Annotated in this window: 16 protein-coding genes; all 16 read right to left on the minus strand. The window is 38.9% G+C overall.

Annotated elements, in window-relative coordinates; all coding sequences use genetic code 11:
• Nucleotides 1–102 precede the first annotated feature (102 nt).
• Nucleotides 103–372 carry a 30S ribosomal protein S17 gene (gene rpsQ, locus FVQ77_03820; protein MBW8049466.1) on the minus strand — a complete coding sequence of 90 codons (270 nt, stop codon included), beginning with the start codon at nucleotides 370–372 and terminating at the stop codon, nucleotides 103–105.
• Nucleotides 327–560, minus strand: a complete 234-nt coding sequence (locus FVQ77_03825; GenBank protein ID MBW8049467.1) for a 50S ribosomal protein L29 — start codon at nucleotides 558–560, stop codon at nucleotides 327–329. The genes rpsQ and FVQ77_03825 overlap by 46 nt, the downstream gene beginning before the upstream one ends.
• Nucleotides 561–580: 20 nt before the next feature.
• On the minus strand, nucleotides 581–1,000 hold the full coding sequence (gene rplP, locus FVQ77_03830; GenBank protein ID MBW8049468.1) for a 50S ribosomal protein L16: 420 nt from the start codon (nucleotides 998–1,000) through the stop codon (nucleotides 581–583).
• Nucleotides 1,001–1,035: 35 nt separating this feature from the next.
• Complete coding sequence (gene rpsC / locus FVQ77_03835; protein ID MBW8049469.1) at nucleotides 1,036–1,764, minus strand: 30S ribosomal protein S3; 729 nt, start codon at nucleotides 1,762–1,764, stop codon at nucleotides 1,036–1,038.
• Nucleotides 1,764–2,174 carry a 50S ribosomal protein L22 gene (locus FVQ77_03840; GenBank protein MBW8049470.1) on the minus strand — a complete coding sequence of 137 codons (411 nt, stop codon included), beginning with the start codon at nucleotides 2,172–2,174 and terminating at the stop codon, nucleotides 1,764–1,766. Before FVQ77_03840 ends, rpsC begins: the two co-directional genes overlap by 1 nt.
• A gap of 112 nt (nucleotides 2,175–2,286) precedes the next feature.
• Nucleotides 2,287–2,583, minus strand: a complete 297-nt coding sequence (rpsS, locus tag FVQ77_03845) for a 30S ribosomal protein S19 (protein MBW8049471.1) — start codon at nucleotides 2,581–2,583, stop codon at nucleotides 2,287–2,289.
• 107 nt (nucleotides 2,584–2,690) lie between these two features.
• Entirely contained in the window at nucleotides 2,691–3,512 is an 822-nt protein-coding gene (gene rplB, locus FVQ77_03850; GenBank protein ID MBW8049472.1) for a 50S ribosomal protein L2, read from the minus strand.
• Nucleotides 3,513–3,703: 191 nt separating this feature from the next.
• Nucleotides 3,704–3,991, minus strand: a complete 288-nt coding sequence (locus FVQ77_03855) for a 50S ribosomal protein L23 (protein ID MBW8049473.1) — start codon at nucleotides 3,989–3,991, stop codon at nucleotides 3,704–3,706.
• A 73-nt stretch (nucleotides 3,992–4,064) separates the two neighbouring features.
• Entirely contained in the window at nucleotides 4,065–4,691 is a 627-nt protein-coding gene (rplD, locus tag FVQ77_03860; GenBank protein MBW8049474.1) for a 50S ribosomal protein L4, read from the minus strand.
• Between the two features lie 126 nt (nucleotides 4,692–4,817).
• A complete protein-coding gene (locus FVQ77_03865) occupies nucleotides 4,818–5,765 on the minus strand; it encodes a 50S ribosomal protein L3 (GenBank protein MBW8049475.1) in 948 nt (315 codons plus the stop codon).
• 214 nt (nucleotides 5,766–5,979) lie between these two features.
• Nucleotides 5,980–6,285 (minus strand): 30S ribosomal protein S10, encoded by a 306-nt coding sequence (rpsJ, locus tag FVQ77_03870; protein ID MBW8049476.1) that lies wholly within the window; start codon nucleotides 6,283–6,285, stop codon nucleotides 5,980–5,982.
• A gap of 134 nt (nucleotides 6,286–6,419) precedes the next feature.
• Nucleotides 6,420–8,558, minus strand: coding sequence for an elongation factor G (gene fusA, locus FVQ77_03875; protein ID MBW8049477.1), 2,139 nt, complete (start codon nucleotides 8,556–8,558; stop codon nucleotides 6,420–6,422).
• Between the two features lie 17 nt (nucleotides 8,559–8,575).
• Nucleotides 8,576–9,043, minus strand: coding sequence for a 30S ribosomal protein S7 (gene rpsG / locus FVQ77_03880; GenBank protein ID MBW8049478.1), 468 nt, complete (start codon nucleotides 9,041–9,043; stop codon nucleotides 8,576–8,578).
• Between the two features lie 41 nt (nucleotides 9,044–9,084).
• Entirely contained in the window at nucleotides 9,085–9,462 is a 378-nt protein-coding gene (locus FVQ77_03885) for a 30S ribosomal protein S12 (protein ID MBW8049479.1), read from the minus strand.
• Between the two features lie 123 nt (nucleotides 9,463–9,585).
• Nucleotides 9,586–9,951, minus strand: a complete 366-nt coding sequence (locus FVQ77_03890; GenBank protein ID MBW8049480.1) for a DUF3467 domain-containing protein — start codon at nucleotides 9,949–9,951, stop codon at nucleotides 9,586–9,588.
• A gap of 65 nt (nucleotides 9,952–10,016) precedes the next feature.
• Nucleotides 10,017–14,435, minus strand: a complete 4,419-nt coding sequence (gene rpoC, locus FVQ77_03895) for a DNA-directed RNA polymerase subunit beta' (GenBank protein ID MBW8049481.1) — start codon at nucleotides 14,433–14,435, stop codon at nucleotides 10,017–10,019.
• Between the last annotated feature and the right edge of the window lie 3 nt (nucleotides 14,436–14,438).

Raw genomic sequence — 14,438 nt, forward strand, 5'->3', positions numbered from 1 at the left:
TATTTGGTTTTTGGTTTTAGTTTTTAGTTTACCAGTTAACTGAATAACTAAAACTAACAACAATTCAACTATAACTTTTAACTAACAAACCAATAACTGTTTTTATTTAGCTTTTTCCATTATTTCTACCAATCTCCAACGCTTTCTTTTACTGAGAGGTCTTGTTTCCATGATCTTTACTTTGTCTCCCACAGTACACTGGTTCTTCTCATCATGAGCCAATAGCTTTGTAGATTTCTTCACAAACTTCCCATACATAGGATGTTTTACCCTCCGTTCTATATGAACAGTAATGGTTTTTTGCATTTTATTGCTTTTAACAGTGCCTACTCTTTCCTTTCTAAGATTTCTTGTTGGTTTGTCTTTTTCCATTTTAGTTGTTTTGTGTTCAATTCGGTCTTAAGTTGTGCTATCAATCTTTTAGTTACTTTTATTCTCATAGGGTTTTCTATTGGAGTAATAGCATGAGAAAATTTTAGCCTTTGCAACGTATCTTGTTCGGTGATAATCTTTTCCTTTAATTCTTCTAACGTTAGCAGCCTTATTTCAGAATTTTTCATCTGTTTATATTTAAAACGTTTTATTCAACGTAATCTCTGCGAACCACAAATTTTGTTCTAACCGGTAATTTTTGTGCAGCAAGGCGCAATGCTTCTTTACCGAGCTGAAGAGTAATCCCATCGATCTCAAATAAGATTCTTCCGGGTTTCACCACCGCCACCCATGATTCAGGTGCACCTTTACCTTTGCCCATACGCACTTCAGCAGGTTTTTTCGTTAAAGGTTTATCAGGGAATAACCTTATCCAAACCTGTCCTTCTCTTTTCATTTTCCTTGTCACTGCGATACGGGCAGCTTCAATCTGTCGTGCAGTGATCCAGGCAGGTTCCAATGTTTTTATCCCAAAAGAACCAAAAGCAATGGTATGCCCTCTTTCCGCCAAGCCTTTTATCCTCCCTTTTTGTTTTTTTCTATACTTTGTTTTTTTTGGTTGTAACATCTCTCGTTTGTTAACATGTAACTTTCACAATTCAATTATCTATGCTTTCCTCTTCTTCTTCCACCTCTTTCTCTTTTACCTCTATGGCCCTCTGCTCCTGATGCAAAGGGAGCACCTTCATTAGATGACAAGTCTCTCTTTCCAAATATCTCTTTCTTATAAATCCAAACTTTAATCCCAATTGTCCCATAAACGGTATGGGCAGGAAAAACTTCATAATCTATATCAGCCCTTAATGTATGCAGTGGTATTCTTCCTTCTTTATACTCTTCGGTGCGGGCCATCTCAGCACCGCCTAATCTGCCTGAAACTTTTATCTTGATCCCTTTAGCTCCAACTCTCATTGAAGATGCAATAGCCTGTTTCATCGCTCTTCGGTATGAAATACGAGAAGTTATTTGCTGAGCAATAGATTCGCCAACTAATCTGGCATCTAATTCAGGCCGTCTTATTTCAAAGATATTAATATGAATATCCTTTTTTGTCAGACGCTTTAACTCCTCTTTGATCTTATCTACTTCTGTACCTCCTTTACCAATTACAACACCCGGACGGGCGGTATTAATTGTTAAAATGACCTTTTTTAAAGACCTTTCAATAATAATTTTAGAAATAGCGCCCTTAGGCAATCTTGCATAAATATACTGGCGAATCTTCTCATCCTCAATCAATTTCTCGGCAAAATTTTTGCCGCCATACCAAGTAGATTCCCAGTCTTTAATAATACCCAATCTATTTCCGATCGGATTAGATTTTTGTCCCATTATTTCTTATTTTTTTCAATTTTTTCCTTATTATCTTTTTGCCCGTTATTATCCTTTTTTTTATCCAAAGCCAAACTATCAATTACCAAGGTGACATGGTTAGACCTTTTCCTTATTCTATTCGCTCGCCCGTGAGGTGCAGGTCTGAATCTTTTCAGCATCCTGCCACTATCTACACTGATTTCTTTTATATAAAGTTCCGCATCTTCTAATTTGATATCACTATTTTTTTGCTGCCAGTTTGCGATAGCCGAAAGCAAAAGTTTTTCAAGTCTTTCTGTACCCTGTTTTGGCTCAAATTTAAGAATATTCAAAGCCCTGTTGACCTGCTCTCCTCTTATAAGATCTGCAACAAACCGCATCTTACGGGGAGATGTAGGAACTTTTCTCAATCTGGCAACGGCTTCCATTTTTAATTTTATATTTTAAATTGATAATCCAATACCAACTACCACTTTTCCCCGGTTATCATCGGGATTTCTGCTCAACAATCTTCATCATCCCACCCGACAGGGTGACATCTTACTTCTTTCTTCCCTCTTTTCTTACACCCTTATCCTTTTTTGCAGAATGAGCCTTAAAATTTCTGGTAGGTGCAAATTCACCTAGCTTATGACCAACCATATTTTCGGTCACATATATCGGAATAAATTTATTACCATTATGAATGGCAAACGTATGTCCAACAAAATCAGGTGAGATCATTGATCTCCGTGACCACGTTTTGATCACAGATTTTTTACCCGACTCTTCTATTTTTTGTATTTTTTTAAGAAGTCTGTAATCAATATAAGGTCCTTTCTTTAAAGAGCGTGCCATTTTAATTTAACGTATTGGAATTACAATGTTTTAAATAAACTGATATTTAAATCTATCCTTTGTACTCTTAATGAACAGTTACTGGGCTCTGGTTACTGGGTTCTGGTTTATTTTCTTTTCTTAATTATAAGCCTGTTGGAATATTTTTTCTTATTCCTGGTTTTAAACCCTTTGGCATATAAACCCGTTCGTGAACGCGGGTGACCGCCAGAGGCTTTACCTTCACCCCCACCCATAGGATGGTCAACAGGGTTCATAGCAACTCCCCTGGTACGGGGTCTTCTGCCTAACCATCTGTTTCTCCCTGCTTTTCCCAGGGTAATATTCATGTGGTCAGCGTTTGATGCCGACCCAATAGTAGCAAAGCAAGTTATTAAAACCATCCTCATTTCTCCGGAGGGTAGCTTAATAGTTGCATATTTCCCCTCTCTCGCTAATAATTGTGCATAACTGCCAGCACTCCTGGCTAATGCAGCACCTTTACCAGGTTTTAATTCAATATTGTGAATAATTGTACCTAAAGGTATTTCAGACATAGGCAAAGCATTACCCAAATCGGGTGCAATGCCTTTGCCAGACACCACAGTTTGTCCGGTTTTTAATCCCTCCGGAGCAATTATATATCTTTTTTCACCATCAATATAGTTTAATAATGCTATTCTGGCCGATCTGTTCGGATCATATTCAATAGTATTTACAACAGCTGGAATATCAAATTTATTTCTTTTAAAATCAATGATCCGGTATCTCCTTTTATGTCCTCCGCCACGGTTTCGTACTGTCATTTTACCGGTATTGTTTCTACCACCACTACTTTTGATAGGAGCCAACAGAGACTTTTCAGGAATTACAGAGGTGATCGTATCAAATTGCGGTGCAATCCTGAATCTCTGTCCTGGTGTAACCGGTCTTAATTTCTTTGCAGCCATAACTCGTGCTTAGTTGCATAAATAAAGGTTACATGACTGTCCCTTTTTTATACCTAATAGTTTTACTTAGCATGATTGCATGGTTGCATGGATGCATGCATGCATCCATGCAATCATGCAGCCATGCAGTCAATAAAACAGTTAGGTATAAACAAACGGATACTCATTATGTTAATTTATGCAATTAAGGATTAAATTGTGCTATAAAAATCTATCATCTCACCTTTTGTAAGCATTACATAAGCTTTCTTGTAAGATGGTGTTCTTCCAACAGTATTTATCGTTTTTGTTTGTCTTGTTTTTTTCTTTCCATGGTGATTGACAGTCCTTACTTTTTCAACCGTAACTCCATACATTTTTTCAACTGCATTCTTGATCTGTATTTTATTAGCATTCTTATCTACCATAAAGCTGTACGTACCGCTTTCAGTTAATGCAGTAGCTTTTTCAGTAATCATTGGTTTTAGCAGGATATTCATAATGAAAATGTGTTCAAGTGTTCATGAGTTCACGTTGATTCCCATGAACACATGAACACCTTTTTTCGGTTTTTTACTTTAATTTTTCTTCAATTTTCTTTAAAGAGCTTTCACTGATCAATAAATTGTCTGCATTAAGCAGATCATAAGTATTAAGTTCATTCACTGTAGTTATTTTTGCCTTTTGTAAATTTCTGCCAGAGAGACAAATATTGCCATTGTTCTCTGGTAATATTAGTAAGGTTTTTTTATCTGCTAACGATAAGTTGTCAAGAATTTTCATGTACTCTCCTGTTTTTGGCTCATCCATTTTAAATTCCTCAATCACAGCTATTGATTTTTCTTTCGCTTTATGTGAAAACACAGACTTTTTTGCCAATCTTACCATTTTTTTATTGAGCTTAAAGCCGTAATCGCGTGGTTGAGGTCCAAATGCCGTGCCGCCACCCCTGAATATGGGCGATTTGATGCTTCCTGCACGGGCCGTTCCTGTCCCTTTTTGTTTCTTTATCTTTCTTGTAGAACCTTTAATCTCACTGCGCTGCTTGGTCTTACTATTTCCCTGCCTTTGATTAGCACGGTATAGCCTTACATCTAAATAAACGGCATGATCGTTTGGCTCAATGTCAAAAACGGACTTGGACAGCGTGACATTTCTGCCTGCTTCTTTTCCTGATATTTTTAAAACCGGCAACTGCATCTTTTTTATATGATTAACCTGTGTTTTGTTTTTTATGGGCATCTCTAAAAACTACACCATACATTCCCCTCTATCAAGAGGGGCAAGGGGTGTGTTTTAAAAAATATGTAGTTTTTAGAGACGCCCTTATGTTTTCTCCTCTTTTTGATTTGCATCTTCGTTTTCAGCTTCAACCTCTTTTGATTTCCCCTCTTCTATATTATCATCCATTACTTTTGATCCTTTAACTTCTTCTTTAGCTTCATCTTTTACTTCCTCTTGAACTTCACCTTTTTCTTCTTCTTTAACTTCTCCTCCCATTTGCTTTGGTTCAGTTTTACCTTCCTCTTTAACTTCAGACTTTCCACTGGCAACTTCTATTTCGCTTGTTTTTTTCTCTTCTTTTATTTCAATATCTTCCCTTTGTAGAGACGTTGCATGCAACGTCTCTACAAAGGAAACTCTTGATTCCTGATCTTTCTCCAGCAATACTATTGAATTTATTGCTCCCGGAATTGCACCACTTATCAATATTACATTTTTATCAGGGATTATTTTTAAAACTTTTAGATTTTGAACTTTAACCCTTTCATTACCCATTCTGCCCCCCATACGTGTCCCCTTAAATACCCTTGAAGGGTCTGATCCGGCACCAATAGACCCGGCATGCCTTTGACGGTTGTGCTGTCCATGCGTCTTGCCACCAGATCCGTGAAAACCATGTCGTTTTACAACGCCCTGAAAACCCTTTCCCTTTGAAATACCAACCACATCAATAACTTCACCTTCTGAAAAGATCTTGTCAACGGAAAGCACCTCTCCTAACTTTACTTTCTTTTCAAAACTTTTAAACTCAACCAGTTTCCTTTTGGGCGTAGTTCCAGCTTTTTTGAAATGCCGCAATAAAGGCCTTGTAGTGTTTTTTTCTTTTTTATCTGCATAGGCAATCTGAACCGCCTGATAACCGTCTGTTTTGTCAGTCTTAACCTGCGTAACAACGCATGGCCCTGCTTCAACCAACGTACAGGGTAAATTTTTCCCCTCTTCATCAAATATGCTGGTCATTCCTATCTTTTTACCTATTAAGCCTGACATGTTTTTTAATTAATAATTAAAAAGGTATTTATTTGTACTTCTTTATGAGTACTAAAAAAGGCTGCAAAGTTAATAAAAATTATATTTAATACAAACAATCATCCCAAACATAATTTTTTATATAGACAAAAAATGACAAAGAACCAATGCTAAATCGTTGGTTCTTTGTCATTACCAATATTTTTTTCAAATTGTTAAACCTTCCTGGCTTTTTTTAAACCTTGATCTCCACATCCACCCCGCTTGGCAGCTCTAATTTCATTAAAGCATCTACGGTTTTGGGGCTGGTAGAGTATATATCCACGATCCTCTTATAGGTACAAAGCTGAAATTGCTCACGGGATTTTTTATTAACATGCGGCGATCTTAATACGGTAAATTTTTCCTTTTTAGTAGGTAAAGGAATCGGCCCGCTTACTACAGCGCCCGTGAGTTTTACAGCTTTGATTATTTTCTCAGAAGATTTATCAACCAGGTTATGGTCGTAAGATACTAATTTGATCCTTATTTTTTGGTCCATAATTTATTAGTAATTAGTCATTGTCATTGTCATTGCCCCCCCTATTCATCGGATGACTCCAACGCACGATCTATCCAGTCATCAGATGATAGCCAACGCTTGTCATAGTCATTGTCATTGTCATTGTCTATTGCCTACTGGGTTACTGTTTCCCCTTTAACATTCATAATAATCTCCTCAGCTGTATTTTTAGGAACCTCGCTATAATGTGAAAAGGTCAATGAAGCGGTAGCCCGGCCAGATGTTAAGGTTCGCAGATCTGTAACATAGCCAAACAGTTCAGCCAATGGCACGTCTGACTTTACTATTTGTGCGTTGCCTTTTGCGTCCATACCTTTCATGATACCTCTTCGCTTGTTCAGATCACCGGTAACTCCGCCTGTAAACTCTTCAGGGGTTGTCACTTCAACGCTCATAATGGGTTCCAGCAGCTTGGGGCCTGCATTCTTAGCTGATGCTCTGAAAGCGATCTGGGCGCATAATTCAAATGACAATGAATCTGAATCTACATCATGGAAAGAACCGTGAAACAATCTTACTTTCATTGAATCAATTGGGTAACCAGCCAACACGCCATTTTGCATTGATGTCTTAAATCCTTTTTGAACAGCGGGAATAAACTCTTTTGGAATAGCACCGCCTTTAACCTTGTCTTCAAATTCAAGTCCTTGTTCACCATCTTCCCTCGGGCCTATCTCAAATACAATTTCAGCATATTTTCCACGGCCACCGGTTTGTTTTTTGTAAAGCTCCCTGTGTTCACAATTTTGGGTAAGGGTTTCTCTATAAGCGACCTGGGGCGGCCCTTGATTGATCTCAACTTTAAATTCACGTTTTAACCTTTCAATAATGATCTCCAGGTGGAGCTCCCCCATCCCTTTTAAGATAGTTTGGCCGGTTTCATGATCTACCTGAACTTTCAAGGTAGGGTCTTCTTCAACAAGCTTGGTTATTGAATTACTCAATTTATCCAGATCCTCCTGCTTTTTGGGTTCAATAGCATAAGCTATTACCGGATCCGGGAAGCTCATTGTTTCAAGTATTATCTTATGTTTTTGATCAACTACAAGGGTATCTCCGGTCTTAATGTCTTTAAATCCAATGGCAGCGGCAATATCTCCTGCCCGCACTTTGTCAATGGGATTCTGCTTGTTGGAGTGCATCTGAAGGAGCCTGGAAATACGCTCTTTTTTGCCTGTGCGCATATTAAGTACATAAGATCCGGCATCTAAAGTACCTGAATATGTCCTGATAAAACAAAGCCGCCCAACAAAGGGATCGGTCGCTATTTTAAAAGCCAGGCTTGCAAATGGAGCATTGTGATCAACCGCTCTTTCCTCTTCATTATCCGTGTCCGGGTTAATACCTTTTACAGGAGGCATGTCCAATGGAGAAGGTAAAAATGCAACCACGGCATCCAGTAATGCTTGTACGCCTTTATTTTTAAACGCAGATCCGCACATAACCGGGAAAATAGACATATCAATAACGGCTTTGCGAACGGCAGCCATAATCTCCTTTTCGGTTATAGCATCCGGGTTGTCAAAGAATTTTTCCAAAATAGTGTCATCATACTCTGCTACACTTTCAATTAATTTTGCTCTCCATTCTTCCGCCATGTCTGCAAGATCAGCGGGCATCTCTATTTCTTTATAAGTCATGCCCATATCTTCTTCGTTCCAGACAATTGCCTTACCTGTAATAAGGTCAACAACTCCTTTAAAATTTTCTTCTGATCCAATAGGTATTTGAAGGGGTACGGGATTAGCTCCGAGTTTTTCTTTGATCTCTTTTACTACATTAAAAAAATCGGCACCAGGCCTGTCCATTTTATTTACAAAGCAGATCCTTGGCACACGATACTTGTCTGATTGTCTCCAGACAGTTTCAGATTGAGGTTCTACCGCGCCAACGGCACAGAAAAGCGCAACGGCTCCATCCAACACCCTTAATGACCGCTCAACTTCAACGGTAAAATCAACGTGTCCCGGGGTATCAATAATGTTGATCTTGTATGATTCGCTCTTATCGGTTTTTTTGCCCTGCAAGGTAGGATAATTCCAGTTCGTAGTAGTAGCTGCAGATGTAATGGTAATGCCGCGTTCCTGTTCCTGGTCCATCCAGTCCATCACAGCTGTTCCGTCATGCACTTCACCGATCTTATGGGTAAGGCCTGTGTAATAAAGTACACGCTCGGTGGTAGTAGTTTTCCCGGCATCAATATGAGCCATGATGCCAATGTTTCTTAAAAGTTTTAAATCCTGTTCTGCCATGAATCTTGTTATTCTGTTTAGAATCTAAAATGCGAAAAAGCTTTATTTGCTTCTGCCATTCTGTGAGAGTCATCTTTTTTCTTTACTGCAGCGCCCGTACCTTTAGAAGCATCAATAATTTCACCAGCCAGCTTTTCTATCATAGTTTTTTCGCCTCGCTGTCTGGCATACTGGATTAACCATTTTTTAGCCAATGATACTTTTCTTTCCGGCCTTACTTCTATAGGAACCTGAAATGTCGCACCCCCTATTCTTTTGCTCCTTACTTCTACCGAAGGTCCAACATTACTCAACGCTTTTTTCCACGTTTTCAATCCATCATTCTTTGTCTTTTCTTCTACAATATCAATAGCGCTATAAAATATTGAAAAAGCAATGCTTTTTTTACCCGCTCGCATTATATCATTCACAAACCCCGTCACTAAAGGATCGTTGAATTTTGGGTCTGGAGATAAAATTCGTTTTTTTGCTTTGGATTTTCTCATATATAGTTTAAATTAAGGGCTCTTCTGAACACATTTTCATACTACTTCTTTTTGGAACCTTTGGTGCCATACTTACTCCTGCCCTGTTGCCTGTCTTTAACTCCGGCCGTATCCATTGAGCCCCTGATAATATGATACCTCACTCCGGGCAGATCCTTCACCTTGCCTCCCCTTATCAACACGATAGAGTGTTCCTGCAAGTTATGTCCTTCGCCAGGGATATAAGCATTGACCTCTTTACCATTTGATAATCTTACCCTAGCTACTTTACGCATAGCAGAATTTGGTTTTTTGGGCGTAGCAGTATAAACCTTTGTACAGACACCTCGTTTTTGCGGACAACCATCCAATGCAGGAGATTTTGATTTCTTTGTCTGTTTTTTTCTACCTTTCCTTATTAATTGCTGAATTGTAAACATCTGTGATTGATCTTTTTTACCATAAAGACATTAAAGTCCCATCCCAAGTATTTGGGATGGCATTTTTTCTGAGCCGCAAAGGTAGAATAAATTAATTCTATTACCAAAAAACAGTTGAGATACTCAGGCTTCCCCTACAGTTCCCCCAAAATTAATGGGAAATTTGGGCGCTTCATCGGTTTGTTTGATGGGGCCAAAGATGTCTTCGAATTTTTTGATGTTTTCCCCCAAGGCTGCAAGCAATCTTTTGGCGTGTTCAGGTGTAATAACGATACGGGCCTTCACTTTAGCTTTGGGCACTCCAGGCATTAAACGGATAAAGTCTATTACAAATTCACTGTTTGAATGTGCAATCATAGCAAGATTGGCATAATCACCTTCGGCAACCTCTTCAGATAACTCTATATTGATCTGATTCTGCTTGTTTGGCTGCTGACCTTGCCCCCGGGTAACAGGGGGAGCAGGTTTGTTTTTCTTTTCTTCAGGCATAATTTTCTATTTATTTATTATTGTTACTACACTCACTCAGCACCAAGCACCCAGTACCCAGTACCTTATTCTACTGCTACCTCTTCTTTCTTTTCTTTCTTTTCCTTTTTTTCCTCTTTCTTCTCTATCCCTTCTATCTCTTCTTTCTTTTCTTTTTCTTCTTTTTTCTCCTGGAACGCCTTTTTTGAGGCTTTCAGTTTCTCATATTCTTCTTTAGAACCAACAATATGATCTCTAAAAGACCTAAAGCCAGTACCGGCAGGTATCAGATGTCCGACAATAACATTTTCTTTCAGGCCCAGCAAATGGTCTATTTTTCCTCTGATAGAGGCATCGCTTAACACTTTGGTCGTTTCCTGGAATGAAGCCGCAGAAATAAAACTTTGCGTACCAAGAGAAGCCTGGGTGATGCCCTGTAATTTCGGTTTCGAAACTGCAGGTTGGGCATCTCTTATATTTACAAGCTTTAAATCTTTTCTTCTTAATGATGAATTTTCATCTCTTAAATTTTTTGCATTTACGATCTGTCCTGGTTTTAAAGTTTTGGAATCTCCGGCATCTTCCACAACCTTCTGATCTAATACCCCATCATTTTCTTTGCGAAATTTAAATTTGTCAACAAGCTGCCCTTTCAGGAATGTATTGTCTCCCGTATCAACTATTTCTACTTTTTGCATCATCTGGCTAACGATCACTTCAATATGCTTATCATTGATCTTAACCCCCTGTAAGCGGTATACTTCCTGAATTTCATTTACTAAATATTCCTGTACTGCGGTAGGCCCTTTTATAGCCAGGATATCTGAGGGTGTAATAGCTCCGTCAGAAAGCGGTTGACCAGCTTTAACAAAATCATTATCCTGCACCAAAATATGTTTTGACAATTGGACTAAATATTTTTTCTTAAGGCCCTCCTTTGATTCTATTAATACTTCACGATTGCCCCTTTTTATCGAACCAAAAGTTACAACACCATCAATCTCACTAACTACGGCAGGATTTGAGGGATTACGCGCTTCAAATAATTCGGTTACTCTTGGCAAGCCGCCAGTGATATCCATAGTCTTTCCAATAGCTCTTGGGATTTTAACAAGGATTTGCCCGGCTTTTATAGACTGGCCATTTTGAACTGCGAGATGAGCGCCAACAGGAATATTGTATGATCTTTGTGCTCCCTTATTTGAAACTACTGCAATAGCAGGGTTTTTAGTTTTATCTTTAGTTTCAATAATCACTTTTTCTCTATGTCCTGTCTGTTCGTCAGTTTCTTCACGATAGGTAATTCCTTCAACTACTGCTTCAAATTCAATTTTCCCATCAATTTCAGAAAGGATCACAGCATTATAAGGGTCCCAAAAACAAAGCTCATCGTCTTTATTGGCTTTATTTTTTTGTTTACACTTCAAAAAAGCCCCATAAGGAACATTGTAGCTTATTAATATTTTATTGCTGTCTTTATCAATAATTTGAATTTCACCGCTTCTTCCCATCACTACATCAACTTTTTCACCATCCTGATTAACGGTAGCAATTGATTTAATATCTTCAAAATTGATATTACCACCAAATTTTGCTCTAATGCTTGCTTTAACGGCAATATTTGAAGCGGTACCACCCACATGGAAAGTACGCAATGTTAACTGTGTGCCTGGTTCACCAATAGATTGAGCAGCAATAACACCAACCGCCTCTCCTATTCCAGTCATCCTCCCTCTGGCAAGATTGCGGCCATAACATTTAGCACACATGCCTCTTTCTGTCTCGCAGTTCAAAGCAGATCGTATTTCAACAGACTCAATACTGGTTTTAACAATGGCTGCTGCAATTTCCTCAGTAATTTCCTGACCAGCCTCTACGATCAGTTCATTTGTATTTGGGTCATAGACATCATGGACGGTAACCCGTCCTAATATACGTTCAGACAAAGGCTCTACAATTTCCTCACTATCTTTCAAAGCTGTTACCACCAATCCTCTCAGCGTACCACAATCTTCTTCATTTATTACTACATCCTGGGCAACATCCACCAGTCTTCTAGTTAAATAACCAGCATCAGCAGTTTTCAGCGCTGTATCAGCAAGTCCTTTACGGGCGCCATGCGTAGAAATAAAGTACTCAAGTACATCAAGGCCTTCCATAAAATTTGAAATAATCGGATTTTCAATAATTCCGCCAATAGCACCGTGTATATTCTTTTGGGGTTTGGCCATTAAACCACGCATTCCACATAACTGACGCGTCTGTTCTCTGGAACCCCTGGCGCCGGAATCCATCATCATAAACAAGGAATTAAAGCCTTGCTTATCGTTTTCCAGGCGATTCATTAAAGTACTGGTGATCTGGGTATTGACACGAGTCCAGATATCAATAACCTGGTTATATCTCTCATTATCAGTAATTAATCCCATCATATAATTTTTCCAAACAACATCAACTTCTTTTTTCGCCTGGTTGACCAAATTCAGCTTTTCATCAGGAACAATAATATCAAATAAGCCAATGGATAACCCTCCTTTATAAGCAGACTGGAAGCCCAGATTCTTAATATCATCTAAAAATTTAGCCGTTTTAGAGTTGCCGCACAATTTAAAGACTTCTGAAATAATTTGTTGAAGCTTTTTCTTGGTAAGCAGCTCATTAACAAACCCAAATTCTTCAGGAACATGTTGATTAAATAGAATTCTTCCGGCAACGGTTTCATTTATTTTAGTAACAAGCCCGTTATTCCCGTCTGACTTCTCTAAAGTTTCTTCAGAGATGGAGCGAACTTTTACCCTGACCTTAATATGTGCCTGCTGGGAGATTTTGCCCTCATTAAGCGCAATGATCACTTCCTGGGGATCATAAAAACTCATTCCCTCACCCAAAACCTTGTCTTTATCCGTACTTTTTCTGCCTTTTGTAAGGTAATAAAGTCCCAGCACCATATCCTGTGAAGGAACTGTAATAGGTGCGCCATTGGCAGGGTTTAAAATATTGTGCGAAGCAAGCATCAAAAGCTGCGCTTCCACGATTGCCTGGTGACCCAGGGGAACATGCACAGCCATCTGGTCGCCATCAAAATCCGCATTAAAAGCTGTACAAACAAGCGGATGAAGCTGTATAGCTTTTCCTTCAATTAGCTTGGGTTGAAAAGCCTGGATACCCAACCTGTGCAGTGTAGGTGCCCTGTTAAGCATTACTGGATGGCCTTTTAAAACATTTTCAAGAATGTCCCAGATCACAGCCTCTTTTCTATCTACAATTTTACGTGCAGACTTTACTGTTTTTACAATACCTCTTTCTATAAGTTTGCGAATAATAAATGGCTTAAAAAGTTCGGCTGTCATATCTTTTGGAAGTCCGCATTCGTGCAGCTTTAATTCAGGGCCCACCACAACTACTGAACGGCCGGAATAATCAACCCTTTTACCTAACAGATTTTGACGAAAACGGCCATATTTTCCCTTAAGCATATCTGTTAAAGACTTCAGGGCACGGTTGCCACTAGCTTTAACAGCATTAATTTTTCTTGAATTATCAAATAAAGAATCCACTGCTTCCTGGAGCATTCTCTTTTCATTTCTGAGGATCACCTCCGGAGCTTTGATCTCAATTAATCTTTTTAAACGGTTATTCCGGATAATCACTCTTCTATACAGATCATTTAGGTCTGAAGTTGCAAAACGTCCTCCATCCAATGGTACTAATGGCCTCAATTCAGGGGGTATTACAGGCACCATCCTGATGATCATCCATTCAGGCCTGTTCTCAATCCTGTTTTTTGAATCTCTGAATGCCTCAATAACTTTTAATCTTTTTGTTGCCTCTGCTTTTCTTTGCATAGAAGTTTCATTAGCAGCCGCATGCCTTAAGCTATAAGATAGTTCATCCAGGTCAAGGTTTGTCAACAGCATTTCGAGCGCTTCAGCTCCCATTTTAGCGATAAATTTCTGGGGGTCTTCATCGTCCAACATATGATTTTCTTTAGGAAGCTTCTCCATTATTTCGAGGTATTCTTCTTCGGTGAGAAAATCCATGACGTTAATATCCTCTTCTGCCGTTATTCCGGGTTGAACAACTACATAACGTTCATAATATATGATCTGATCGAGCTTCTTGGTCGGGAGGCCCAGCAGGTACCCAATCTTGTTTGGTAAAGATTTGAAGTACCAGATATGAACAACGGGGACAACTAAAGCGATATGGCCCATGCGGTCTCTTCTTACTTTTTTCTCAGTGACCTCCACACCACATCTATCGCATATGATCCCCTTATACCGTATCCTTTTATACTTACCGCAATGGCATTCCCAATCTTTTACAGGACCAAAGGTACGTTCACAAAACAAGCCGCCCATTTCGGGTTTATAGGTGCGGTAGTTAATGGTTTCCGGTTGGATGACTTCCCCATAAGAATTATCCAGGATAGACTCCGGAGAAGCTAAACTAACCGTAACTGAAGAAAAATCCCGGTTTAGTTTGTTGGGTCTTTTTAATATCATGGT

This window comes from Cytophagales bacterium (assembly GCA_019456305.1).
Taxonomy (GTDB): domain Bacteria; phylum Bacteroidota; class Bacteroidia; order Cytophagales; family VRUD01; genus VRUD01.